This is a genomic window from Mesorhizobium sp. M1142 (genome assembly GCF_040318565.1).
GTDB lineage: Bacteria > Pseudomonadota > Alphaproteobacteria > Rhizobiales > Rhizobiaceae > Mesorhizobium.
In genome coordinates this window covers 1-24,542 of the sequence record NZ_JAMYMK010000008.1, presented here as the reverse complement: position 1 = coordinate 24,542, position 24,542 = coordinate 1, and the positions used below count along the sequence as shown (strand labels likewise).

General features: G+C 63.7%; 25 protein-coding genes. 13 read left to right on the top strand and 12 right to left on the bottom strand.

The window, feature by feature from the left end:
* Positions 1-170 precede the first annotated feature (170 nt).
* From corA to NKH42_RS14935, 3 genes are all read left to right on the top strand, one after another.
* Positions 171-1,145 carry a magnesium/cobalt transporter CorA gene (corA, locus tag NKH42_RS14945; RefSeq protein WP_352508136.1) on the top strand — a complete coding sequence of 325 codons (975 nt, stop codon included), beginning with the start codon at positions 171-173 and terminating at the stop codon, positions 1,143-1,145.
* Positions 1,146-1,277: 132 nt separating this feature from the next.
* Positions 1,278-1,739: a MaoC family dehydratase gene (locus tag NKH42_RS14940; protein ID WP_352974221.1), complete on the top strand. Its 462-nt coding sequence runs from the start codon at positions 1,278-1,280 to the stop codon at positions 1,737-1,739.
* Positions 1,736-2,206 (top strand): MaoC family dehydratase, encoded by a 471-nt coding sequence (locus NKH42_RS14935; protein WP_352751883.1) that lies wholly within the window; start codon positions 1,736-1,738, stop codon positions 2,204-2,206. Before NKH42_RS14940 ends, NKH42_RS14935 begins: the two co-directional genes overlap by 4 nt.
* A gap of 43 nt (positions 2,207-2,249) precedes the next feature.
* Here the strand turns inward: NKH42_RS14935 and NKH42_RS14930 are convergent, their stop codons facing one another.
* The 4 genes from NKH42_RS14930 to petA form a co-directional block, all read right to left on the bottom strand.
* Positions 2,250-2,795, bottom strand: coding sequence for an adenine phosphoribosyltransferase (locus NKH42_RS14930; RefSeq protein ID WP_254819181.1), 546 nt, complete (start codon positions 2,793-2,795; stop codon positions 2,250-2,252).
* Positions 2,796-3,009: 214 nt separating this feature from the next.
* A complete protein-coding gene (locus tag NKH42_RS14925) occupies positions 3,010-3,882 on the bottom strand; it encodes a cytochrome c1 (protein ID WP_352477976.1) in 873 nt (290 codons plus the stop codon).
* Between the two features lie 89 nt (positions 3,883-3,971).
* Complete coding sequence (locus NKH42_RS14920; RefSeq protein ID WP_352974219.1) at positions 3,972-5,273, bottom strand: cytochrome b; 1,302 nt, start codon at positions 5,271-5,273, stop codon at positions 3,972-3,974.
* 16 nt (positions 5,274-5,289) lie between these two features.
* On the bottom strand, positions 5,290-5,850 hold the full coding sequence (gene petA, locus NKH42_RS14915) for a ubiquinol-cytochrome c reductase iron-sulfur subunit (protein ID WP_352508139.1): 561 nt from the start codon (positions 5,848-5,850) through the stop codon (positions 5,290-5,292).
* A gap of 280 nt (positions 5,851-6,130) precedes the next feature.
* On the opposite strand from petA, the gene NKH42_RS14910 reads away from it, so the two are divergent.
* Entirely contained in the window at positions 6,131-6,487 is a 357-nt protein-coding gene (locus NKH42_RS14910; RefSeq protein ID WP_352508140.1) for a cupin domain-containing protein, read from the top strand.
* A 27-nt stretch (positions 6,488-6,514) separates the two neighbouring features.
* Here the strand turns inward: NKH42_RS14910 and NKH42_RS14905 are convergent, their stop codons facing one another.
* Genes NKH42_RS14905 through NKH42_RS14890 form a run of 4 tightly spaced genes read right to left on the bottom strand, consistent with a single transcriptional unit; the run spans position 6,515 to position 11,186 of the window.
* Complete coding sequence (locus NKH42_RS14905; RefSeq protein WP_254819177.1) at positions 6,515-6,829, bottom strand: DUF6665 family protein; 315 nt, start codon at positions 6,827-6,829, stop codon at positions 6,515-6,517.
* A 22-nt stretch (positions 6,830-6,851) separates the two neighbouring features.
* Positions 6,852-8,735: an ABC transporter ATP-binding protein gene (locus NKH42_RS14900; RefSeq protein WP_352508141.1), complete on the bottom strand. Its 1,884-nt coding sequence runs from the start codon at positions 8,733-8,735 to the stop codon at positions 6,852-6,854.
* Positions 8,732-10,621: an ABC transporter ATP-binding protein gene (locus tag NKH42_RS14895; RefSeq protein WP_352508142.1), complete on the bottom strand. Its 1,890-nt coding sequence runs from the start codon at positions 10,619-10,621 to the stop codon at positions 8,732-8,734. Before NKH42_RS14895 ends, NKH42_RS14900 begins: the two co-directional genes overlap by 4 nt.
* Before the next feature lie 22 nt (positions 10,622-10,643).
* A complete protein-coding gene (locus NKH42_RS14890; protein ID WP_352508143.1) occupies positions 10,644-11,186 on the bottom strand; it encodes a hypothetical protein in 543 nt (180 codons plus the stop codon).
* A 283-nt stretch (positions 11,187-11,469) separates the two neighbouring features.
* On the opposite strand from NKH42_RS14890, the gene NKH42_RS14885 reads away from it, so the two are divergent.
* Together NKH42_RS14885 and soxR are read left to right on the top strand one after the other, a co-directional pair.
* Complete coding sequence (locus NKH42_RS14885) at positions 11,470-11,928, top strand: tRNA (cytidine(34)-2'-O)-methyltransferase (protein WP_352508144.1); 459 nt, start codon at positions 11,470-11,472, stop codon at positions 11,926-11,928.
* Positions 11,929-12,098: 170 nt separating this feature from the next.
* A complete protein-coding gene (gene soxR / locus NKH42_RS14880; protein WP_352508145.1) occupies positions 12,099-12,545 on the top strand; it encodes a redox-sensitive transcriptional activator SoxR in 447 nt (148 codons plus the stop codon).
* Here the strand turns inward: soxR and NKH42_RS14875 are convergent.
* Positions 12,542-12,799 (bottom strand): hypothetical protein, encoded by a 258-nt coding sequence (locus NKH42_RS14875; protein ID WP_023679487.1) that lies wholly within the window; start codon positions 12,797-12,799, stop codon positions 12,542-12,544. The two genes, soxR and NKH42_RS14875, sit on opposite strands and share 4 nt — an antisense overlap.
* A 105-nt stretch (positions 12,800-12,904) precedes the next feature.
* On the opposite strand from NKH42_RS14875, the gene hemF reads away from it, so the two are divergent.
* The 3 genes from hemF (at position 12,905) to NKH42_RS14860 (ending at position 14,789) form a co-directional block, all read left to right on the top strand.
* A complete protein-coding gene (hemF, locus tag NKH42_RS14870; RefSeq protein ID WP_352508146.1) occupies positions 12,905-13,819 on the top strand; it encodes an oxygen-dependent coproporphyrinogen oxidase in 915 nt (304 codons plus the stop codon).
* 257 nt (positions 13,820-14,076) lie between these two features.
* The gene (locus NKH42_RS14865; protein ID WP_352687905.1) at positions 14,077-14,337 is read left to right on the top strand and encodes a DUF1344 domain-containing protein; all 261 of its coding nucleotides are present in this window, start codon (positions 14,077-14,079) and stop codon (positions 14,335-14,337) included.
* A 266-nt stretch (positions 14,338-14,603) separates the two neighbouring features.
* Positions 14,604-14,789, top strand: a complete 186-nt coding sequence (locus tag NKH42_RS14860) for a DUF1059 domain-containing protein (protein ID WP_023679490.1) — start codon at positions 14,604-14,606, stop codon at positions 14,787-14,789.
* A gap of 3 nt (positions 14,790-14,792) precedes the next feature.
* On the opposite strand, the gene NKH42_RS14855 is transcribed toward NKH42_RS14860, so the two are convergent.
* Genes NKH42_RS14855 through NKH42_RS14845 form a run of 3 tightly spaced genes read right to left on the bottom strand, consistent with a single transcriptional unit; the run spans position 14,793 to position 17,333 of the window.
* The gene (locus NKH42_RS14855) at positions 14,793-16,061 is read right to left on the bottom strand and encodes a CCA tRNA nucleotidyltransferase (protein ID WP_352687907.1); all 1,269 of its coding nucleotides are present in this window, start codon (positions 16,059-16,061) and stop codon (positions 14,793-14,795) included.
* Entirely contained in the window at positions 16,058-16,690 is a 633-nt protein-coding gene (locus tag NKH42_RS14850) for a CoA pyrophosphatase (protein WP_352687909.1), read from the bottom strand. The genes NKH42_RS14855 and NKH42_RS14850 overlap by 4 nt, the downstream gene beginning before the upstream one ends.
* A gap of 13 nt (positions 16,691-16,703) precedes the next feature.
* Positions 16,704-17,333: a DUF1285 domain-containing protein gene (locus tag NKH42_RS14845; RefSeq protein WP_352687911.1), complete on the bottom strand. Its 630-nt coding sequence runs from the start codon at positions 17,331-17,333 to the stop codon at positions 16,704-16,706.
* A 146-nt stretch (positions 17,334-17,479) separates the two neighbouring features.
* On the opposite strand from NKH42_RS14845, the gene NKH42_RS14840 reads away from it, so the two are divergent.
* Genes NKH42_RS14840 through NKH42_RS14825 form a run of 4 tightly spaced genes read left to right on the top strand, consistent with a single transcriptional unit; the run spans position 17,480 to position 24,308 of the window.
* Positions 17,480-18,484: an AAA family ATPase gene (locus tag NKH42_RS14840; RefSeq protein ID WP_254819166.1), complete on the top strand. Its 1,005-nt coding sequence runs from the start codon at positions 17,480-17,482 to the stop codon at positions 18,482-18,484.
* Positions 18,484-19,398 (top strand): DUF58 domain-containing protein, encoded by a 915-nt coding sequence (locus NKH42_RS14835; protein WP_352687913.1) that lies wholly within the window; start codon positions 18,484-18,486, stop codon positions 19,396-19,398. Before NKH42_RS14840 ends, NKH42_RS14835 begins: the two co-directional genes overlap by 1 nt.
* On the top strand, positions 19,395-22,217 hold the full coding sequence (locus NKH42_RS14830) for a DUF4159 domain-containing protein (RefSeq protein ID WP_352751877.1): 2,823 nt from the start codon (positions 19,395-19,397) through the stop codon (positions 22,215-22,217). Before NKH42_RS14835 ends, NKH42_RS14830 begins: the two co-directional genes overlap by 4 nt.
* 3 nt (positions 22,218-22,220) lie before the next feature.
* Positions 22,221-24,308, top strand: a complete 2,088-nt coding sequence (locus NKH42_RS14825) for a hypothetical protein (protein WP_352508158.1) — start codon at positions 22,221-22,223, stop codon at positions 24,306-24,308.
* The last annotated feature ends 234 nt before the right edge of the window (positions 24,309-24,542 follow it).

The following is a 24,542-nucleotide window of genomic DNA, read 5'->3' as shown; positions in this document are numbered from 1 at the left end:
ACTTCAAAGCAGGGTGTCGCAGTGCCTCTTGCGCTGCTTGACGGGCCATCGTGCGGGGTCTAAGGGGCCTCTGCACCGGCCTCGCGCCTCGCCTGCCCGTGTCCGTGCGATGTGACTGACGCGCCCCCTCCAAACGAACGCTCTTTGGCAACAGCAAGGGAGACCCGGCGATGATCAAGGCCTTCGTCGTCGACAATGATCGCCTGCGCCTGGTCGACGATCTCTTGCAAAACAGCGACACCGTCGTCTGGGTCGACCTCTTCAACCCGACAAAGGAAGAAGAGACTTCAATCGAGACCTGGCTCGGCGTCGCCGTTCCGACCCGCGAAGAGATGGAAGAGATCGAGATCTCGAGCCGTCTCTACGTCGAGGACGGCGCCTACTTCATGACCGCCATTCTGCCTGCGCAGACCGAGGTGAACGATCCGTTGATGTCGCCGGTTACCTTCGTGCTCGCCGGCAGCAGGCTGATCACCGTGCGGTACCACGAACCGAAGGCGTTCAAGACCTTTCCGCTGCGCGCCGAAAAGGTGGCGACCGGTTGCACCAGCGGTGACACTATCCTGATCGGACTGCTGGAGGCGATCGTCGACCGCCTCGCCGACATTCTGGAGCGCGCCGGCCGCGACGTCGAGGCGATCTCGCGCGACATCTTCGAGGCACGCTCGACCAAGGTTTCCAAGCGCAACCGCGACTTCCAGGAGCTGTTGAAAGGCATTGGCCGCAAGGAGGACCTCGCCTCCTCGATTCGCGACAGCCTGATCTCGCTGCAGCGCCTTGCCGGCTTTCTCGCCCATGCCTCCACGCAAAGCAGGATGAGCAAGGACACCCGCGCTCGCATCAAGACCTTGTCGCGCGACGTGCTGTCGCTCGCCGACCACGCCACGTTCCTGTCGCAGAAGATCAGCTTCCTGCTCGACGCGACGCTCGGCATGATCTCGATCGAGCAGAACGCCATCATCAAGATCTTCTCCGTCGCCGCTGTCATCTTCCTGCCGCCGACGCTTGTCGCTTCGATCTACGGCATGAATTTCGACATCATCCCTGAGCTCAAATGGCACTTTGGCTATCCCTTCGCCATCGGCATGATGGTGCTTTCGGCAATCCTGCCTTTCTGGTATTTCCGCCGTCGCGGCTGGCTATAGGGTCGTCAATACGCGCCACGGCTCGGGCACAGCAGGCTGGCGCACTAGAAATTGCTTGACCAAATGCCGCCCTGCCTGCATCCGGGACCCGACCCGTAGCGATCGTACAATCCTGAACAGGATTTCCAGACCATGACCACAAAGACCTGGGCTTATGAGGATTTTGCCGAGGGCGCTTCGCTCAACCTCGGCACCAAGCTGGTAAGCGCCGCCGAAATCATAGAATTCGCCAACGAGTTCGATGCCCAGCCGATGCATCTCGACGAGGCCGCGGGCAAGGCCAGCATCCTCGGCGGGCTGGCGGCTTCGGGCTGGCACACCTGCGCCATGTTCATGCGCATGCTGTGCGATGCCTTCCTGCTCGACTCGACCTCCCAGGGCGCGCCGGGCGTCGACCAGGTCAAATGGAAACGGCCGGTCCTGGCCGGTGACCTGTTGAGCGGCAGCACCACCGTCCTTGCCAAGCGACTGTCCAGATCGAAGCCCCGCCTTGGCCTGGTGACCATGCGCAGCGAGTTGTTCAACCAGCGCGGCGAAGGTGTTTTCGAGCTCGAAAACACCGTCATGTTCCTCACCCGCGAGGGCAGTGCGTGAGCCTCGACGAATTCTTCTGCATCGGTATCACCGTCACGCTCGGTTCACATCGATTCGAACCGGAGGCGATCAAGGCGTTCGCCCGCAAATACGACCCGCAGATATTCCATATCGACGAAGAGGCGGCGAAGAACAGCATGTTCGGCGGGCTCTGCGCCTCGGGCTGGCACACCGCCGCCACCTGGATGAAATTGAACCTCCAGGCTGGCATGGAGGCAGAGGTCGCCCGCTGGCCCGGCCCCGGGCCGGTGCCGGAATTCGGTCCCTCGCCCGGCTTCAAGAACCTCAAATGGCCCAAACCTGTCTATGCCGGGGAAACCGTGGCTTTCACCCGCACCGCGCTGGCCCATCGCCCCATCGCCTCGCGACCGGGCTGGCGGCTGCTGACGCTTCGCTCAGAGGCCTTCGATTCGATCGGCGACAAGGTCATCGAATTCGAAAGTGCCGTGCTGGTGAAGGTGGAGTGAGCGGAGTTCTTTCCCTCTCCCACAGGAAAGAAGGAAGAAACGCTCAATGCCCCTCAAACCCGATCAGCGTCCTCACCGGTACGCCGAGCGCCTCTAACCTCTCTCGGCCGCCAAGGTCCGGCAGGTCGATGACGAAGCAGGCGGCGAGGATATCGGCGCCGATCTGCCGCAATAGCTTGACGGCCGCCTCGGCCGTGCCGCCGGTGGCGATCAAATCGTCGACGAGGATTACCTTTTCGCCTGGAGAAACGCCGTCCTTGTGCATCTCCATCTCGTCCAGCCCGTATTCCAGGCTGTAGGCGACGCGCACCGTCTCGTAAGGCAGCTTGCCTTTTTTACGGATCGGCACGAAGCCGGCCGAGAGCTGGTGGGCGATAGCGCCGCCGAGGATGAAGCCGCGCGCCTCGATGCCGGCGATCTTGTCGATCTTCAGGCCGGCATAGGGATGCACCAGTTCGTCGATGGCGCGGCGGAAGGCCCGCGCATTGCCGAGCAGCGTGGTGATGTCGCGAAACAGGATGCCCGGCTTGGGATAATCCGGAATGGTGCGGATCGCGGCAAGCAGCGTCTCTTCGAGCGAGGATTTCATCGAGCGGCTCTCCGGGCTATTCAGATTCGGCTGAAGGCGTGAAAGGAATGGGCCAATCGTAACCCGGCGCCGCCAAGTCCGGCTACCGCCATGTGATGCCTGACGGAAAATTGTCCGGCAAAGGGCCTTGCTCAGCGTCGGCTGCGATGAATCGACATGCCTGCAATGAAAAGGGCGCCTTTCGACGCCCTCGCATTTTCGTATATCGCAGGGCTCAGTGCGCCACGCCGGCCCACACCTTGCGCTTGGTCAGGTAGACCAGCGCACCGAACAGCAGCAGGAAGACCAGCACGCGAAAGCCGGTCTTCTTGCGGTCCTCGAGGTGCGGCTCGGCCGCCCACATCAGGAACGCCGACACGTCGCGCGAGTACTGGTCGACCGTCTGCGGCGCGCCGTCATCATAGGTAACCTGGCCGTCGGAGAGCGGCTTCGGCATCTTCAGCGACACGCCGGACAGGAAGTACGGATTGTAGTGCGTGCCTTCCGGTATGACCATGCCCGCCGGCGGCTGCTGGTCGTAGCCGGTCAGCAGTGAGTGGATGTAGTCGGGGCCGCCTTGCGCATATTGCGTAAAGATGTCGAACACGAAGCGCGGGAAGCCGCGCTCGACCCCGCGCGCCTTGGCCAGCAGCGACATGTCGGGCGGTGCTGCGCCGCCATTTGCCGCCGCTGCCGCTTCGACATTGGGGAATGGCGCCGGGAAATGGTCGGACGGCTTGCCGGGGCGGTCGAACATGTCGCCGGCATCGTTCGGGCCGTCATGGATCGTATATTCGGCCGCCAGCGTCTTGATCTGCGCATCCGAATAGCCAAGGCCTTCCAGCGTACGGAACGCCACCAAATTCATCGAATGGCAGGCCGAGCAGACTTCCTTGTAGACCTTCAGTCCGCGCTGCAGCTGGGCCTTGTCGTAGGTGCCGAATGGCCCGGCGAAGCTCCAGTCCATTTCCTTCGGTTCGTGTATCGGGAAATGCGTCGGCGCCGCCTCATTGTGCGCCTCTTCCTGGGCGCTGGCTCCAGTGCTTGCGGCACCCATGCCCGCGGCCACAAGGCCAAGCAGCGCCAGCGAGGAGAGAATCTTTTTCATGCCAATTCCCCTTGAGATTCTCTGACGCGCTGTCATCGTCTCGAGCATGACCTTGTCCGAGTACCGGTTTCCACTTTTCGGGATCATGCTCAGCCCTTGGTTTCCGGCGCGGTCGTGGCGCCGGCCGGATATCCGCCGCCGCCCTTGTTCTTCTCGAGCACCGCCTCGGTGATCGAATTCGGCAGCCGTCGCGGCTTTTCGATCAGCCCGAGCACCGGCAGAGCTACCAGGAAGAAGGCGAAGTAGAACAGCGTCGCCATCTGCGCCATGAATACATAGCTGCCCTCGGCCGGCTGCGAGCCCAGCCAGCCGAGCAGGATGGCGTCGGCCACGAACAGCCAGAAGAACAGCTTGTACCAGGGTCGGTAGACTGCCGAGCGCACCTTCGAGGTGTCGAGCCACGGCACCAGGAACAGCATGACAATCGCGCCGAACATGCAGAGCACGCCCCCGAGCTTGGAGTTGATGGGCCCGATATTGAAGGTAATGGCGCGCAGGATCGCGTAGAACGGCAGGAAGTACCATTCCGGCACGATGTGGGCCGGCGTCTTCAGCGGGTTGGCCACGGTGTAATTGTCGGGATGGCCGAGATAATTCGGCAGGTAGAACACGAAATAGGCGAAGACGAACAGGAACACGATCATGCCGAACCCGTCCTTTATGGTCGCGTAAGGCGTGAAGGCGAGCGTGTCGGTCTTCGATTTGACCTCGATGCCGGTCGGATTGTTCTGGCCGACGACGTGAAGCGCCCAGATGTGCAGCACGACGACGCCGGCAATCATGAACGGCAAAAGGTAGTGCAGCGCAAAGAAGCGGTTCAGCGTCGGATTGTCGACCGCGAAGCCGCCGAGGAGAAGCTGCTGGATCCAGTCGCCGACCAGCGGAATGGCGGTGAAGAAGCCGGTGATGACGGTGGCGCCCCAGAACGACATCTGGCCCCAGGGCAGCACATAGCCCATGAACCCGGTCGCCATCATCAGCAGGTAGATGATGCAGCCGAGGATCCACAGCAGCTCACGCGGCGCCTTGTAGGAGCCGTAGTAGAGGCCACGGAAAATATGGATGTAGACGGCGACGAAGAAGAACGACGCGCCGTTGGAATGGAGATAGCGCAGCAGCCAGCCCGAATTCACGTCGCGCATGATCTTCTCGACCGAATCGAAGGCGAGAGTGCTGTCGGCTGCATAGTGCATGGCCAGCACGATACCGCTCAGGATCTGCGCCGCCAGCATAAGCGCAAGGATGCCGCCGAAGGTCCAGGCATAGTTCAGGTTGCGCGGCACCGGATAGGCGATGAAGCTGTCATAGACCAGCCGCGGCAGCGGCATGCGCGAATCGAACCAGCGTCCGATGCCGGACTTGGGCGTATAGGTCGAGTGTCCCTCGCTCATGGAAATATCCCCTGCCTCAGCCGATACGGATCTTGGTGTCAGAAATGAATTGGAACACCGGTACCGCCATGTTCTCCGGCGCCGGCCCCTTCCGGATGCGGCCGGCGGTATCGTATACGGAACCGTGGCATGGGCAGAACCAGCCGCCGAAATCGCCTTCCTGGCCGAGCGGGATGCAGCCGAGATGGGTGCAGACCTGGACCATCACCATCCAGGCTTCCTTGCCCGGCGTGGTTCGATTGGCGTCGGTTGCCGGCGCATCGGCCGGCAGGTTGGCATTGCGGGCGATTGGGTCCTTGAGTTCGGCGAGATTGACCGCCTCGGCGTCCTTCATCTCTTTTTCGGTGCGGTTGCGTACGACCACCGGCTTGCCGCGCCACTTCACGACGAGCGACATTCCTGGCGTCAGCGACGAGACGTCGACCTCGACCGAGGCAAGCGCCAGCGTCGAGGCATCCGGACGCATCTGGTCGATGAACGGCCAAGCAACGGCGCCCGCGCCGACCACCGCGGCCATGCCGGTGGCGACGTAGAGAAAATCACGGCGGTTGGGATCCTGGGTGTCGGTTGCGCTCACGGGTGCCTGATCCTTTCGCCTCTTCCGTGCCGGCGGCCGAGCTTGTTCCCCGCTCAATCGCGCCGGCCCGACAGCGCATGGCGAACAGGCTAGCGAATTCCTCCGGCATTTGGGACTTGGGTTTATGCGTGAAGCCTGTTTTTGTCCAGACGGGCGAAGGCACAAGGGCAGATTGTCGCGGGGGCGTAATTTGCCCAGCGGAACGATTGGAAAACAGCAGCAAAACCAAACGGCTGCGTTCACCTCGACAGCGGACGCTCGCCCGGTTTATCCTCGCCCCATGGCGCATGTCATCGACCGCGACAAATGGGCCAAAGCGCCCGACCGCTGGCCCGACCACTGGCAAGGCGAGTTGCAATGCGGGCCTTACGGTTCCAGCAGTTGCCTGATCTTTAACTACCTGCCGGAGACTGGCGGCGGCCCGAGGCTGCACAGCCATCCCTATTGCGAGATTTTCATCATCCGAACCGGGACCGGTCTGTTCACCGTCGGCGACCGGCAGATCGAGGCCACAGCCGGCCAGATCCTGGTCGTACCGCCGAACACGCCGCACAAATTCACCAATCTCGGGCCAGGCCCGCTGGAAACCACCGACATACACGAGAACGGCAGCTTCATCACCGAGTGGCTGGAATAACGCTTCCCAAATCAGTTCCGGTTCGGATCATCCGCTGGCGCCGAGCCTGGCCAGCACGGCCTTGGGAATGTTGTATTCCCGGATCACCGCGTCGTGCTTGCGCAGGCCGCAGAGTTCGCGCTGGATGAAATACCCGTGCACCGCTTCGGCTGCATCCCTGAGCAGCCGGGCACGGTCGACACTGTCGCAATTCTCGCGCAGCCTCGTCAATGTTTCCTCGACGCGCCGGCCGGCGCGGCCGAGCGCGGCCGCCTTCTCGCCGAGGATTTCATGGCCAAGCAGGTCCAACGCGCTCTCCTGCGCGCCGGACCGTCCGAAATTCGATGGCATTCTCACCGCCATGGTCTACTCCGGTTTTTAGAAACTACTCCGCCGGCCGGGTCTCGGCCAGCGCGCTCTCCTCGTTGAACAGGAAGCCGCCGGACTGCCGCTTCCACAGCCTGGCATAGAGCCCGTCGAGCCCGACCAGCTCGTCATGCGTGCCTTGCTCGACGATGCGGCCCTCGTCGAGCACCACCAGCCGGTCGAGTGCCGCAATGGTCGACAGCCGATGCGCGATGGCGATGACCGTCTTGCCTTCCATCAGCCTTGCCAGATTTTCCTGGATCGCCGCCTCGACGTCGGAATCGAGCGCCGAGGTCGCTTCGTCGAGCACCAGGATCGGTGCATCCTTGAGGAAGACGCGGGCGATCGCCACGCGCTGGCGCTGGCCGCCGGAGAGCTTGACGCCGCGCTCGCCGACATAGGCCTCGTAGCCGATGCGATCGCGATTGTCGCGCAGACCGAGGATGAACTCGTGCGCCTCGGCCTTCTTCGCTGCCGCGACCACCTCGGCGTCGGTCGCTTCCGGCATGCCGAGCTTGATGTTGTCGCGCAGCGAGCGGTGGAAAAGTGCCGTATCCTGGCTGACGACGCCGATATTGGCGCGCAGCGAATTCTGCGTGACCCTGGAGACGTCCTGCCCGTCAATGGTGATCTTGCCGCTCTCGAGGTCGTAGAGGCGCAGGATCAGATTGACCAAGGTCGTCTTGCCGGCGCCGGACGGGCCGACCAAGCCCACCTTTTCGCCCGGCCGCACGACGAGGTCGATGCCGTTGAGCACGCCGGACCCCTTGCCGTAGTGGAACTCGACATTGCTGACGTCGATGCGCCCGCCGCCGACGACAAGCTCTTTCGCGTCCGGCGCATCGGTCAGGCCGAGCGGCTGCGAGATCAGCGCCTTGGAATTCTCCAGCACGCCGAGGTTACGCAAGATGCCGTTGAGCTGCATCATCAGCCGGCCGAGCAGCATGTTCAGCCGCAGCACCAAAGACAGCGTGAAAGCCACGGCGCCGACTGTGATCGAACCCTCGACCCAGAGATAAACGGCAAAGCAGGCGATCGCCGTTATCATAATGCCCGACAGCATCGTCAGCGCCATGAGCACGCCGGTCAGCCTGCGGGTGAACGGGCGCAGCGCGTCGAGATAGATGTCGAAGCCGTTCCTGATGTAGTGGTCGTCGCCATCAGCCGAGAACAGTTTCAGCGTCTGCACGTTCGAATAGGAATCGACAAGGCGGCCGGTGATCATCGAGCCGGCTTCGGCGGTCGCTTCGGCATGTTTGCGGATTGCCGGCAAATAGCGCCTGGCCAGCAAGCCGAAGGCGGTAATCCAGATCACCACCAGCACCGCCAGCCGGAGATCGAGCCCGGCGACCAGCGCCAGCGTCGTCACCGTATAGACGACCATGAACCAGACGACCTCGATGAAGCTTTCCATCAGATCGCCGGTCGCCTGTCCCGCCTGCCAGACCTTGGTCGCGATACGCCCGGCAAAGTCGTTCTGAAAGAAGGCGTAGGATTGGCGCGAGACATGGCGATGCGCCTGCCAGCGCACCAGATTATAGAAACCCGGCGTGATCGTCTGCTCGTCGACCAGCGCCGACAGACCGACGACAATGGTGCGGATGACCAGCACCACCGCGATCATGAAGACAAGTTCCGGGCCGGCGGCAGTCCACAGCGCGTGCCAGCTGCGTTCCCCGGGAAGCTGGTCGAGGATGTCGACCAGCCGCCCGACGAAATAGAACAGTCCGGCTTCGACCAGCGGCGCGATGCCGCCGATCACCAGCATGGCGAAGAAGGCGATCTTCGCCTGCCCGACGTAATGCCAGAGGAAACCCCTGACGCTGGCAGGTGGCCGAAGGTCCGCGGGCTCCCGGAATGGATAGACCCAGTTCTCGAACCAGCGGTAGATGGCAGTCATCATTCGGCGGCTTCACCCTTGGCGATTGCATCGTTGGCGGCTGCATCGTTGGCAGAAGGGCCGTCGTCGAGCAGGAATCCGCCCGACTGACGTTGCCAGAGCTGGGCGTAGAGCCCGCCTTTGGCAACGAGTTCCTCATGCGAACCTTCCTCGATGACTCGGCCCTTGTCCATGACCACGAGCCGGTCCATGGCCGCGATCGTCGACAGCCGGTGCGCAATGGCGATGACGGTCTTGCCTTGCATCAGTTTGTAGAGATTCTCCTGGATGGCCGCCTCGGCCTCGGAATCGAGGGCGGAGGTCGCCTCGTCGAGAATGAGGATCGGCGCGTCCTTCAGCATGACACGGGCTATGGCTATGCGTTGCCGCTGGCCGCCGGACAATTTGACGCCGCGATCGCCGACATGCGCGTCGAAACCCTTGCGGCCGTTCGAATCCGACAAGCCGGCAATGAAATCCAGCGCCTCGGCGCGCCGCGCCGCCTCGATCAGCATCTCATTGCTGGCGTCCGGCCTGCCATAGAGGATGTTCTCGCGTACCGAGCGATGCAGCAGCGAGGTGTCCTGCGTGACCATGCCGATCTGGGCCCGCAGCGAGTCCTGCGTCACTGCCGCAATGTCCTGGCCGTCGATCAGGACCTTGCCGCTTTCGAGGTCGTAGAAGCGCAATAGAAGATTGACCAGCGTCGACTTGCCGGCACCCGATCGACCGACAATGCCGACCTTCTCGCCCGGCTTCACCGTCAGCGACAAGCTTTCGATCACACCCTTCTGCTTGCCGTAGTGGAAGCGGATGTCCTCAAAACGGATCTCGCCCTTGGTCACGGCAATATCCTTGGCACCAGGCCGGTCTTCGACGAGGCGCGGTAGCGAGATCGAGGCGATGCCGTCCTGCACCGTGCCGATATTTTCGAACAGCGTGGACATCTCCCACATGATCCATTGCGACATGCCCCAGAGCCGCAGCACGAGGCCGATGACCAGGGCGACAGCGCCGATCGTCACGGCTTGGCCGAGCCACAGCCATAGCGAGATCGAGGCGACCGAAAACAACAGCAGCGAATTCAGGACGTAGAGCAGGCCGTAGAGTTGCGTCACCAACCGCATCGATCGGTAAACGGTGTCGAGAAAGCCGGCCATACCGTCCTTGGCGAAGGATGCCTCGCGCCGCGCATGCGAGAACAGCTTGACCGTCTGAATATTGGAGTAGCTGTCGACGACACGGCCAGTCATGGTCGAGCGCGCATTGGCCTGCTCCTCGCCGACCTTGCCCAGTCGCGGGATGAAATAGCGCAACAGCAGGACATAGCCGGCAAGCCAGACGGCAAGCGGCGCAGCCAGCCGCCAGTCTGCCGAGCCGACAATGAACAGCATGCCGAGAAAATAGACGACGATATAATTGAGCACATCGATGAGCTTGATGACGCACTCGCGCACGGCGAGCGCTGTCTGCATCAGCTTGGTCGCGATGCGCCCGGCAAACTCGTCCTGATAGAAGCTCATCGACTGCTTGAGCAGGTACCGATGCACCTGCCAGCGGATACGCATCGGATAATTACCCATCAGCGTCTGCTGGTTGAGCAGCGAATGGAACCAGACCGTTGCCGGCAGCGCAAAAACCACGATGAAGGCCATGCCGGCCAGCTTCAAGCCTTCGGTCTGCAGGAACGTCTCGCGATTCTGTCCGGACAGCCAGTCGACGATCCGGCCCATGAAGCCGAACATCCACACCTCGGCAAGGGCGATGGCCGTCACCAGTACCGCATCGAGAGCGATGTAGGGCCATGCGCCGCGCGTGTAATGCACGCAGAAGGCGATCAGTGTCCGCGGCGGCTCGACCGGCTCCTTGGCAGGGAACGGATCGAGCCTTTTTTCAAACCAGCTAAACATAGTGATGCTCACAATTTCCCGCTCACGCGGCACGCGAACGGACGAGGTGCCCAGACCGCACGGCGTCAAGGACCGGCGATACGGTATCGTCCGCCTCGCCGGCCCTGCTTCGCGCTATATAGGTTGTCGCGGGCCTTTCGCCGACAGTCTCGCTTGACGATGCTGACGACGTTTTGACGATCCGGATTTTCGCGCCGGTTTTTGCACCAGGCCGGATCAGCCTGATGATCCGTCGCACCAGCGACGGCCGGCTATAGTCCGGAACGGCGCGCGAGAAATCGACGTCCGGCAGCATGCCGCGATGCGGACGCCGGCGGGTCTCGGCGTGAACCGCCGACGAGTGGGTCTCGCCGATCAAAAGTGCCCAGGTCGCAGTCTTGCGCTCGTGCAGGCTTCTTGAGCCGGGTATTCTACAGGGATCGAACATCGGTCCGTCCTCCACTTGAAGATGCAGATAGAAGGGTGAGTCGACCCAGGCCGCGGGCATGCGCGGTGCGGCAAAGGTGACATCGGTCGAATTGTGTTCAGGCGGGGCGTTCAGCCCCTTGCACAGCTTGAAAAACATCGCAGGATTCCTTCAAAGGCCGAAAAGGTTTCGGCGGGAATCGGTGCGATCAGAAGTCTAGAAGGTCAGGAGAATCGTCGTACCGAAACCGCCGTCGGGCTGGTAAGCCCACGAGAGAGGTGGTGGATGTGCATGGCCATCATGAATTACCCCTCCATCGGTTCGGGTTGACAATGCTGGCCGTATAACCGACTTCGCAGAAAATGACCACCCGCCAGTCCAGGAATTTCCAAAACCGCGAGAGCTCTGTGGCTGATCTGCCACTTATTAGAAAGACGCGGAAATGAACGACCGTCTCCGCATCGCGCTCTACCAGCCTGATATCGCCGGCAACACCGGGACAATCCTGCGCTTCGCCGCTTGCCTCGGTCTCGGCGTCGACATCATCGAACCGGCGGGCTTCCCGCTCGGTGACCGGGCGCTGAAACGGGCCGGCATGGACTACCTCGAAATGGCGGCGCTCACCCGGCATGTCGACTGGCACGCCTTCGAGGACTGGCGCAAGCTTGCCAAGCGGCGGCTCGTGCTGCTGTCGACCAAAGCAGCTGCCGCCTACACGGATTTCGCCTTTGCCGGCGACGACATTCTCCTGTTCGGCCGCGAATCCGCAGGCGTGCCGGATGCCGTCCACGAGGCGGCGGATGCGTGCCTGACCATCCCGATGCAGCCCGGAGCGCGCAGCATCAACGTCGCGCTTTCCGTTGCGATGGCGGCGGGCGAGGCGATCCGGCAGCTTCGCTAGGACGTGTACGCGATCGCCGGCCGCAGCGACCAAGGCATCGTCCTCACGCACCACTGCGTCCTCTCCGGTCATTCTAATCCAGACGCCCATCGCCATCTCCTGCCGTTTGCATCTTCGAGGCTTCTTCGCTACAAGCTCAACTTAACTTGAGGTCAAGCGGAAAATCGGAGATGGCTGCGGCAACGGAATTGACGGTCGGCCAGGTGGCGACGCGCAGTGGCGTGGCGGTGTCGGCGCTGCATTTCTACGAAGCGCGCGGGCTGATCCGCAGCCACCGCACATCAGGCAACCAACGGCGTTACGGCCGCGACGTGCTGCGACGTGTGGCGATCATCAAGGTAGCGCAGGAGGTCGGCATTTCGCTGGCCGAGATCGGCACAGCCCTTCGATCGCTGCCCGAAGGACGAACGCCGACCCGCGAGGATTGGAACCTGCTTTCGACGGCTTGGCGCGACGAGCTCGATCAGAAGATCAGTCAGCTCACGAAGCTGCGCGACGGGTTGACCGACTGTATCGGCTGCGGCTGCATGTCGATCGACAAATGCCCGCTGCGGAATAAGGGCGACCGGCTGAGCATCCGAGGGCCGGGCGCGAGACGCTTGCTGATCGAGCGTTAATCCGCCGCCGGCAGCCGCCTGATTGTGAATTCGATGACGTCGCCCGGCCGCTCGAACCAGCTCTCGATCTCGGTCCAATAGGCCTGCTTGGGAAAGCGCTCGAACCATTCCTTCGCCTTGAGACGAGCGTCGGAACGCGGCAGCACGAAGGTCTCGCGCAGGAAGCCGTCGCGCGGCATGCGCGCGTTCTCGGCGCGTGAACGGTCGAGCCTCTTCTTCAGGCCATCCAGCGGCGGTCTTGCCGGGGTGCGCACGAAAGAACTCCATTCACACTTGACCCTTGCACCTAAGAGATTAGGGATCGCGGCCGGAAAAGACGAGTCATTTGTCGGGGTACGCCCCGCAACCGGAGACAGGATTTGCAACGACCCGAGATACCGGCGGGGCTGCCAGCCGACATCGAACAGAAGAAGACCAAGGCACGGCTGTGGTTCGAGACGTTGCGCGAGCGCATCTGCGCCAGCTTCGAGCAGATCGAGCAGGACCTGCGGGGGCCGCAGGCCAGCTGGTCGCCCGGTCGCTTCGAAAAGACGCCGTGGCAACGCGATGCCGGCAAGGGCGGCGGCGGCATCATGTCGATGATGCACGGCCGCGTCTTCGAGAAGGTTGGCGTCCACACCTCGACCGTCCATGGCGAGTTCTCGCCCGAATTCAGGAAGCAGATGCCGGGCGCCGAAGAGGACCCGTCCTTCTGGGCAAGCGGCATTTCGCTGATCGCCCATCCGTGGAACCCCAACGTGCCGGCCGTGCATATGAACACGCGCATGGTCGTCACCTCGCGCCAGTGGTTCGGCGGCGGCGCCGACCTGACACCGGTGCTTGAGCGCCGCCGCAGCCAGGACGACCCCGACACGATCGCCTTCCACAGAGCGATGCAATTTGCCTGCGAGAAGAACGCGGCGACCGCCGACTACGTGAAATTCAAAGCCTGGTGCGACGAGTACTTCTACCTGCCGCACCGCGACGAGCCACGCGGTACCGGCGGTATCTTCTTCGATTGGCTGCATTCGGATGAGGACAAAGGCGGCTGGGACGCCGATTTCAACTTCGTCCAGGACGTCGGGCGATCTTTTCTCGTCGTCTACGGGCATCTGGTGCGCGCCAACTTCAATGACAACTGGACCGATGGCGACCGTGACGAGCAGCTCATCCGCCGCGGCCGTTATGTCGAATTCAACTTGCTTCACGATCGCGGCACCATCTTCGGGCTGAAGACCGGCGGCAATGTCGCCTCGATCCTGTCCAGCCTGCCGCCAGAAGCGAAATGGCCGTAAAATCTCGGCGAGCACGAGGTGAGCCGCAATCGGGTCCAAATCCCCGGAATTTGACGGCGAATGTGGCGCAAGGCGTGCCAAAAAATATCTTTTTCGTCTAATATACCATTGTAAAGATTGGGCTATTTGTCGCGTGGGGCCGGGAAACGCCGGCGGTTCTTTACTCCCGAGAGCCGCGACCCGACGTGACCGGACGGCCCATGATTGAATGGGGCACCTTTCCCAAGCGGTGCCCACATTTTCCAGGAGAGCATGCCATGCGCAAGCTTATTATGACCGCAGCCGCTGCTACCGTTCTCGCCTCTGGTACTGCCGCATTCGCTGCGGCCAAGCACACCACCGGCACGATCAAAAGCTTTGATGGAACGGCGATGAGCCTAGTTCTGGATAACGGAGCCACCTTTACGTTGCCCCAGACCTTCAAGGATCCTGGCCTGAAGGTCGGCGAAAAGGTCCGCGTCACGTGGGATATGAGCGGCAAGGATAAAATTGCCGAGGCAGTCAAGATCGTGAAGTGATGTCCTGCCCGCTGGAGCAAGACGAGGTCTTACTCCTAGGTAGCGTAAGAGGGCGGAGCAGCGATGCTCCGCCTTTTCGCAACCCGATCACCGCGTGTCGGCTTGGACGCACGGCACTCTAAGGCAACCAAAACCATTCGATCGTGTTATGCTAACCTGGCCAGCGTGTAGCCCGGATACCGGACGCGGTTTCCGGATCGCGCAATCAAAGGTGGGAGCTTCCGTGTCAGTGCGCGGTGCTCCAAGGAGGAGATGAGGAGAAGCCGATGAAGGAATTCCATTGCGGGTCGCTCGTACCCGGCTGCGAGTGGCACACACGCGCCGAGGAGGAGGCTGAGGTCATGCGCCGTGCCGTCGAGCATCTGCGCGAGACGCATGGCGAGACCGTGATCCGCGAGACGATGATCGAGGCGATCCGCTCGCGCATCGAAAAGGTCCGCGACGCGGCGTGACGGTCAGGATTCGAGTGCCTCTGCGGCGCGCTTGAGCAGCGCGCCGCGATCGAGCGCAAAACCGGACTCGACCCATTCCTTTTCGAGGTTCTTCAACGTTGCACCAAGCTTTGGCCCCGGTGACGCGCCAAGTGTCGTCAGATCGGCGCCCTTGAGCGGAAAAACAGGGTTCTGCCATTTCGCGGCGAAGGCAAGCAGGCGCGAGAAGCCGCCGGCTTCGAGCAGTGCGTCACTGTCTTCGACTGCGCGGGCTCGAGCGGAAGCAAGCAACAGCCGCAACCGATCGACAAAGCCTTGGCGGTCGCCAAAATAAAGCCCTTTCGCCAACTCTCCTTCGGTCGTTTTCGGATCGACGGCAGCCGTGATCGCCCAATTCCGCAGACGGCTTGCCTCGCTCACGGAAAGCCTCAATCTCTCGGCAAGCGTCTTCATGCGCGCGGCATCCGGCGGCACGACGGCTTCCAGCCTGAGCAGCGGGTCCGGCGCCCAGGCCAGGTCCTTCTCCGTCTTGGTCAGCCCGTGAATGGCATCGATGCCCCATTTCTCGCTTTCCGGCAAAACGGCGGTCAGAACGCCGGCTTGGCGCATCCACAGCAGCGCCCGCGACGGATCCGGCGCCGACAGCAATTTCTTCAATTCCCACCAGACGCGCTCGACCGAGAGCTGGTCGAGGCCCTGCTTCAGCCGTGCGCAAGCCTTTAACCCTTCGGCATCCGGCCTGCCGTCGCCATACCAGGCGAAGAAACGGAAGAAACGCAGGATGCGCAGATAATCCTCGCGGATACGCGCTTCCGGATCGCCGATGAAGCGCAGCCGCCGCGCCTCGATATCGGCGATACCGCCGACCAGATCGACGACCGTTCCATCGGCTTCGGCATAGAGTGCATTGATGGTGAAATCGCGCCGCTCAGCGTCGGCTTTCCAGTCGCGGCCGAACGACACTTTGGCGCGCCGGCCGTCGGTTTCGACATCGGCACGCAGCGTGGTGACCTCGTAGGCCTTGCCCTGGGCGACCGCGGTGACCGTGCCATGCTTGATGCCGGTCGGCACCGTCTTGAAGCCCGCCGCCTCGGCACGCCGGATGGTTTCCTCGGGCACTGTCGTGGTGGCGATGTCGATGTCGGCGACCGGCTGGCCGATGAGCGCGTTGCGCACCGCACCGCCGGCGACACGCGCCTCCTCGCCGCCGTCGGTGAGCGCGGCGAGCAGGCGCTGCAAGTGGCTTTCGCCGAGCCAGCCGGCCTTGCCAGCAATCGACACAGGATTGCTCACGAATAGAGCCTTTCATAGAGCGTTCGGATGATGCCCGCAGTGACGCCCCAGATGCGCTGGCCGCCATAGGGCATCTCGTAAAAGAACCATTCGAGGTCGTTCCACATGCGACTGTCTCTGGTGTGGTTGGCGGGGTCCATCAGAAAACCCAGCGGCACCTCGAAGACAGCATCGACTTCGTCGGAATTCAGCGTCAGGCTGAAACCGGGCCGCACAATCCCGAGCACCGGGGCGATGCGATAGCCGCTGCCGGAAACGTAGTCCGGCAGACGGCCGATGATCTCGATGTAATCCCTATCGAGACCTATCTCCTCGAATGTCTCGCGCAACGCCGCCGCTTCCGGGCTCGCATCGGTTGGATCGACGGTGCCACCGGGGAAAGCAACCTGCCCCGAATGGTTGCGCAGCTTCTCCGCCCGCCTGGTCAAAAGGACCGTGGCTTCATGGCCATGGTCGACCACCGGGATCAGAACGGCGGCATCGCGCAGCGCCTTGGCCAGCTTCAGCCTGGGATGGCCCGGATTGAAGCGGTGGTCGCCAAAATCGTCGCCGGCATGCGCCAGCGGCTGCGCCGCGACGCGCTGGCGAAACTCGGCAGCGGAAAACGCCAACTGCGTCACCTGATCCATCATAGGCGGTCCATCATGCGCTCAGCCGTTTCAGTTTCTCAGCCGGCATGATTGGATAGACCTCGCCTTTGGAACGGACGGCAAACATCGTCTTGCCACTGATGTCGATCTCTTCGCCGTGCTCGACCAGCTCGTACATCACCGGCCGTGCCACCAGCGCCTCCAGCCGCCCGCGCACCAGCACATAGGGCTTCAGGCCACCTGTCTCGTCCTCATCGACGAAGCGCAGCGGGTGTCCCACCCCAGCCTCGACCACGTCGCCGACATTGGTGCGAAAGGTGATGATTTGTCCGTCGCCCGCGCCAGACACGTCCATCTCGACGGCAATGAAGGGCGCATCGGCGACGCGGATGCCAACCTTTTCCACCGGCGTCACCAGGTAGGTCCTGCCGTCCTCGTCCTTACGCAGCACCGAGGAAAAAAGCTGCACCAGCGGCATCCGGCCGATCGGCGTTCCCAGATAGAACCAGGTGCCGTCCTGCTTGATTTCCATGTCGAGATCGCCGCAAAACGCCGGATTCCAGCGTTCCACCGGCGCCGGCCCCTTGCCGGCGCGCGTCGCGCGCGAGACCAGCGCTTGCAGCCCGCGCGCCTCGGTCGCGGCCGTCAGGCTCTCTTCACGATTGTCTGCGGCTTCCGTCATGGTCACGAAATAGTCACTGTTGTTCCGCTTGTCAGCCTAAGTCTGTGATTTAAATTCAAAGACAGGCGCCCTGCGAGGCCGAATCGCGGCATTCTGCGGCACCCACTGTGCCAAGCGGTATTTCCAACCAGAAGGATCGATGCTGCATGAGCGTGATGATCAAGGAAAGCCCGATCAGCGAAAAGGACATGGTGGCGCAGGCCGAGAAAGCGCTGGCCGACATTTCGAGGGTTCGCAACGGCGTCGGCCGGGTCATCTTCGGCCAGGAAAGCGTCGTCGAGCGCACGCTCGTCGCATTGCTGGCCGGCGGCCATGCACTGCTGGTCGGCGTGCCCGGCCTAGCCAAGACCAAGCTGGTCGAAACGCTGGGCATCGTGCTCGGCCTCGATTCACGCCGTATCCAGTTCACGCCCGACCTGATGCCGTCCGACATTCTCGGCTCAGAGGTGATGGAGCAGGATGAATTCGGCAAGCGTTCGTTCCGCTTCATTTCCGGGCCGATCTTCGCGCAACTGCTGATGGCCGACGAGATCAACCGCGCCTCACCGCGTACCCAGTCGGCGCTGCTGCAGTCGATGCAGGAATACCACGTCACCATTGCCGGCGTGCGCCACGACTTGCCGTCACCGTTCCATGTTCTGGCGACACAGAACCCGCTGGAGCAGGAAGGCACCTATCCGCTGCCCGAGGCACAGCTCGACCGCTTCCTGATGCAGGTCGACATCCTCTACCCCGAGATCGAGGCGGAGCGCCGCATCCTGCTGGAAACCACCGGTATCGAGGATGCCAAGGCTGAAAACGTGCTGCAGCCGGCGCGGCTGAAGGACATCCAGACGCTCATCCGCCGCATGCCGGTGCCGGAAAGCGTCGTCGAGGCGATCCTCAAGCTGGTGCGCTCTGCGCGTCCCGGCCAGGGCAACGCCGATACCGACAAGCACGTCGCCTGGGGCCCAGGCCCGCGCGCCAGTCAGGCGCTGACGCTGTGCACCCGCGCCCGCGCCCTCTATGACGGCCGGCTGGCGCCGTCGGTCGACGACGTCCGCGCACTGGCCGAGCCGGTGCTGCAGCACCGCATGGCGCTGACCTTCGCCGCCCGCGCCGAGGGCACCACGGTTCGCGACGTCGTGGCGAAGCTCGCGAAAGGGATTTGATGGCGCGCATCGGTGAAGCGCAGGTACCGGCAGCGACGCGCGATGCGCTCGCCAGAGGCCGGTTGCGGGCTTCTCTGGTGCCGGACCTGCTGGTCGAGGCGCGCCGCATCGTCAACACGGTAATTGCCGGCTGGCATGGCCGCCGCAAGCGCGGCATCGGCGAGAACTTCTGGCAGTTCCGGCCCTATGTCGAAGGCGATTCCTCGCGCATTGACTGGCGCCGTTCCGCCCGCGACGACCACACCTATGTCCGCGACCGTGAATGGGAGGCCGCCCACACGGTGTGGCTGTGGGCCGACCCCTCGCCTTCCATGCTCTACAAATCGACCGGAGCCAGCGTTTCCAAGGAATCGCGCGCCCTTGTGCTGACGCTGGCCATGGCCGAGCTTTTGTCGCGCAGCGGCGAGCGCATTGCCTGGCCCGGCCTGACCGACCCGTTCACCGCCCGCAATGGCGCCGAGCGCATCGCGGCGCAACTGATGCACGCCGGCGACCTGCCGGCAAAGCCCGACCTGTCCGGCATTCGTCGCTTCTGCGACATCGTCCTCGTCAGCGATTTCCTCGACCCGGTCGAGGACACCATGGCCTGGCTGGACGTGCTCGCCCGCCACGGCGTGCGCGCACACCTGATCGAGGTCGCCGATCCGGCCGAGGAAAGCTTCCCCTATGCCGGGCGCACCGAATTCACCGATCCTGAGACCGGCGACAAGCTGACCGCCGGCCGTGCCGAAATGCTGGGCGAGGGCTATCGCCTGCTTTATGCCGCCCGCCGCCAGGAACTGGCCGCCTGGTGCAAACGGCTTGGCTGGAGCTTTACCGTCAATCATACCGATCGCCTTGCCTCCGAGGCGCTGGTGCGCATCCATATGGCGATGACCGCCGAGGGCAGCTTTGCCGGGAGGGCCCGCGCATGAGTTGGCTGCCGCTCTCCTTCGGGGCGCCGATGGTGCTGTGGGGCCTGCTGGCGCTGCCGGTGATCTGGTGGCTTCTGCGGCTGACCCCGCCCAGGCCGCAAACCGAGGTGTTTCCGCCGCTCAGGATTCTCGCCCGCGTGTTGAGGCGCGAAGAAACGCCGCAGCAGAGCCCTTGGTGGCTGACGCTGCTCAGGCTGCTAATGGCCGCGCTTGTCGTGGCAGCACTTGCCGAACCCGTCTTCAACCCGCGCGAAAAGCTGCCGGCCGAGGGCGCCGCCCTGGCGCTGGTGATCGACAATGACTGGGCAAGTGCCGCCGACTGGGGCAAGCGGGTCGCCACCGCCGAGCGGCTGATCGCCGATGCCAATTCGAACGGCGTGCCGGTGCTCATCGCTTTCACCGCCGAGAAGCCGAATGCCGAGATCGGTCCCTTCGATGCCGCTGCCGCGCTCGACCGGCTGCGCGCGGCAAAGCCGCGGCCGATCCCGACCGACCGCCCCGCCGTCTACGCCCGCGTCGCATCAGCCCTGAACTCGCTGCCGGGCGCCAGCGTCGCAGTGCTCGCCGATGGCTTGGCGGCGCAAGGCGACGAAGCCGCCTTTGACACGTTGTTGTCAAAGAACGCGGCACGTGTTGTCTGGGCCGTTTCCGACCGGCTGTCGCTGACCGGCCTGACCGGCGCCGACAACCAGGTCGACGGCTTCGCACTGACCGCCATTCGCGCACCGGGCGACCCAGCACCTGCACAGGTGACGGCCGGCGCGTTCGACGACAAGGGCCGCCGCATTGCCGACGCGACGCTTACCTTTGCCCCGGGCGGAACCACCGCAACCGGCACGATGGCGGTGCCGTTCGAACTGCGCAACGACTTCGCCTACATCGCGCTCGATGGCGAGCGCCAGGCCGGTGCCGTCCGCGTGCTCGATGAGAGCTCAAAACGCCGCCGCGTCGGGTTGCTGTCGCAGTCCGAGGCCGATCAGGCGCAACCGCTGCTGTCGCCGCTCTACTACATCCGCCGCGCCCTGCAGCCCTTCGCCGATCTCGTCGAGCCGTCGAGCGTCGATCTCGCCGACGCCATTCCGCAACTGCTCGACCAGAAACCGGCGATGATCGTCATGGCGGATGTCGGCACCATTCCGGAACAGGCGCGGCAGAGGCTGGTCGACTGGGTCGACAAGGGCGGCACACTGGTGCGTTTTGCCGGTTCGCGGCTGGCCGCTGCCGGCAATGACGACGATCTGCTGCCGGTCCGGCTGCGCACCGGCGAGCGATCGCTTGGCGGCGCGCTGTCATGGACGGCGCCGCAGCCGGTCACCGAATTCCCGAAAACCGGTCCCTTCGCCGACCTCGCGCCGCCAACCGAGGTCACCGTTACTAGGCAGGTGCTGGCCGAGCCGACGCCCGACATTGTCGAGCGCACCTGGGCCACGCTTGCCGACGGCACGCCGCTGGTGACCGGGATGAAGAAGGACAAGGGCACCCTCGTACTGTTCCACGTCACCCCCGAGGCGACGTGGTCCAATCTGCCGATCTCCGGCAGCTTCGTCGAGATGCTGCGGCGCATCGTGCAATTGTCGCGCAACCAGGGCTCGGCGGTCGCCAATGCGGAGGCAGCCGCCACGTCGCTGGCACCCTATCGCATGATCGCCGCCGACGGCACGCTGGTGCCGCCGACGCCGGATGCCAGGCCTCTGGTGCCCGGCGCCGGCCCGCTGCCGGTGACGCTGGAAAACCCGCCCGGCCTCTACGGCTCGGAGACGGGAGTGTTCGCTCACAATCTGCTCGGTGGCGACAGCGCATTCACGCCGCTGGCCCGGCCTGAAATCACGGTGCCGGTCACCACTATCCAGTATGCCTTCGACGAGCAGCGCAACCTCAAAGGTCCGCTTGTCACGGCCGCCCTGGTGCTGATGGTGCTCGACACGCTTGCCGTATTCTGGATGGGCGGCCTGTTGTCGCGCCGGCCGCGCCGTGCCGGCGCTGCGGCGACGGCAGCCGTCCTGCTGATTGCGCTCTGCGCCTTGATTGGCCACGCGGACGTCGCGCGTGCCGACGACGCCAAACCGGGAGATACAGAGGCGATCGGGGACATTTCAAAGACCCGGATCGCCTACGTGCTGACCGGCGAACCGGGTGTCGATTCGATCAGCCGCGCCGGGCTCGAAGGGCTGACCCGCTTTCTTATCGAAAAAACCGCGCTCGAACCCGGAGCACCCGCCGGCGTCGACATCTCGAAGGACGAACTGTCCTTCTACCCGCTGATCTACTGGCCGATCGATCCCTCGGCCCCGATGCCGAGCGAGGCCGCCATCGCCCGCATCGACGCCTATATGCAGCAGGGCGGAACGGTCTTGTTCGACACCCGTGACCAGTTCGCCAATGGCATTGGTGCGGATTCGACCAGCCCGGCTACGGAGCGGCTGCGCGACATCCTCGGCAACCTCAACGTGCCACCGCTGGAACCGGTGCCGTCGGACCACGTGCTGACCAAATCCTTCTACATTCTTCCGGAGTTTCCTGGCCGTTTTGCCGGCAGCCCGCTTTGGGTCGAGGCATCGCTCGAAGCCAGCAACACCGAGAACCGCCCGGTGCGCACCGGCGACGGCGTTTCGCCAATCATGATCACCGCGAATGATTTCGCCGGCGCCTGGGCGGTCGACGAGAATGGCGACCCGCTATTGCCGACGGTGCCTTCGGATCCGATGCAGCGCATCTATGCGCTGCGCGCCGGCGTCAACATCATGATGTACATGCTGACCGGCAACTACAAGTCCGATCAGGTGCACGTCCCGGTGCTGCTCGAACGGCTGGGGCAGTAGACTATGAACTGGTCGCTCTCCTTCGAACCGCTCATCACCTGGCCGCTGCTCGCAGTGGTCCTGGTGCCGCTGCTGCTGCTGGCGCTGGCCGGCCTTTGGTTTCGCCAGCGCGGTGCGATTTTCCGCCTGGCAGCCCTGATTGCCCTGGCTGCGGCGCTGCTCAATCCGGTGTTCCTCGACGAAGAGCGCGAGCCGCTGAAAAGCATCGTCGCCGTCGTCGTCGACCGCAGCCAGAGCCAGGATATCGGCGACCGCACCAAGCAGACCGACGCGGCGTTAGCCGGGCTTCAGCAGCGTCTCGGCCGCTTCAAGCAGTTCGACGTCCGTGTCGTCGAAGCCGGCAAGTCCGAAGCCGCCGACGAGCGCACCGAGACGCGGTTGTTTTCCTCGCTCGAAAATGCTTTCCGCGACGTGCCGCCATCGCGCATCGGCGGCGCCATCATGATCACCGATGGCGAGGTGCATGACGCGCCGTCCGGCACACCCGACTTCAATGCCCCGCTGCATGCGCTGATTACCGGCAACGAGCATGAAAAGGACCGTCGCATTCGCTTCGAGAATGCGCCGCGCTTCGGCCTCGTCGGCAAGCCGCTCGACATGACCTATCGCGTCATCGCCACCAACAACGACACCGGCCCGGTCGATGTCCGCGTATCGGTCAATGGCGAGCAGGTATCGGTCGAGCACGCCAACATCGGCCAGGCGATGCCGCTGCAGGTGACCATTCCCAGCGCCGGGCGCAACATTGTCGAACTCGCCATCAACCACGAGCCGGGCGAACTCACCGACACCAACAACCGCGCCATCGCGCTGATCGACGGTATTCGCGAAAATCTGCGGGTACTGCTCGTTTCCGGTGAACCGCATGCGGGCGAGCGCACCTGGCGCAATTTGCTGAAATCCGACGCTTCGGTGGACCTCGTGCACTTCACCATCCTGCGCCCGCCGGAAAAGCAGGACGGCACGCCGATCAACGAATTGTCGCTGATCGCCTTCCCGACGCGCGAGCTGTTTGTTGAGAAGATCAAGGATTTCGACCTGATCATCTTCGACCGCTATCAGCACCGCGACGTACTGCCGATCCTCTATTACGACTATATCTCCGAATATGTCGAAAAGGGCGGCGCGCTGCTGATCGCGGCAGGCCCCGAATATGCCGGCGAAAGCTCGATCGCCCGCACGCCGCTGATATCGGCGCTGCCGGCAATGCCGACCGGCGAGGTCATCGACAAGGCCTTCTATCCGCGCCTCACCGATACCGGCCAGCGTCATCCGGTAACGCGCGGGCTCGACGGCTCCGCGACCGAGCCGCCGCACTGGAGCCGCTGGTTCCGCACCATCGGGGTCGAGAACCCCGAGGGCGAGGTGGTGATGAAGGGCGCCGACAACCGGCCGCTGCTGCTGCTCGATCGCAAGGGCGAAGGCCGCGTCGGCATGCTTCTGTCCGACCAGGGCTGGCTGTGGGCGCGCGGCTTCGAGGGCGGTGGCCCCCACGTCCAGCTCTACCGGCGCATCGCCCACTGGCTGATGAAGGAGCCCGAACTCGAGGAAGAGCGGCTGACCGCCGACGGCCGCGGCATGGTGCTGGAAATCCGCCGCCAGACAATGAGCGACGACCCCGGCCCGGCGCAAGTCATCACGCCATCCGGCAAGGCACTGATCGTCAGGCTCGAGAAATCCGAACCAGGTGTCTTCCTCGGCAGCGTCGAGACCAGCGAAATCGGTCTCTACCAGGTCGGCAATGGCGACCTGACGGCATTGGCCCATGTCGGGCCGGTCAACGCCCCGGAATTCACCGATGTGGTCTCCACCGAGAACCGGCTGAAACCACCGGCTGAGGCAACCGGCGGCAGCGTTCGCCGGCTGGCGCCGGCCTCGGCACTTGGCAATCTCACCAGCATGGTCACGCTGCCCTCGATCGTTCCAGTCCGCTCCTCGGGAGCGGCTTCCGGCAATGACTGGATCGGCCTGCGCACCACCGACGACAGCGTGCTCAAGGCCGTCTCGCGCGTGCCGCTGTTCGGTGGCTTCCTCGGACTCGGCCTGCTGCTTTTGGCGATGGGCTCTATGTGGTACCGCGAAGGGCGGTAGCGGCACCGTCCTTCCTTCTCCCCTTGTGGGCCTGTTGCGCAGTAACCGGGGATGTTTGGATGGGGCGGGATCGCAGGGATTTCGCTCGTCTTTGTGAGCTCCGCCCCCTTGTTTGGGCTTTCGGCGGCGGTTTCGGCCCGGGCGGCCGCGCTGCGGGCGCACCTATCCCGTGATGGCGGCCCATCGGCGCATGTTGAAGGCGATCGCCGCCAATGTCACCTGGGCGGTGGCCTT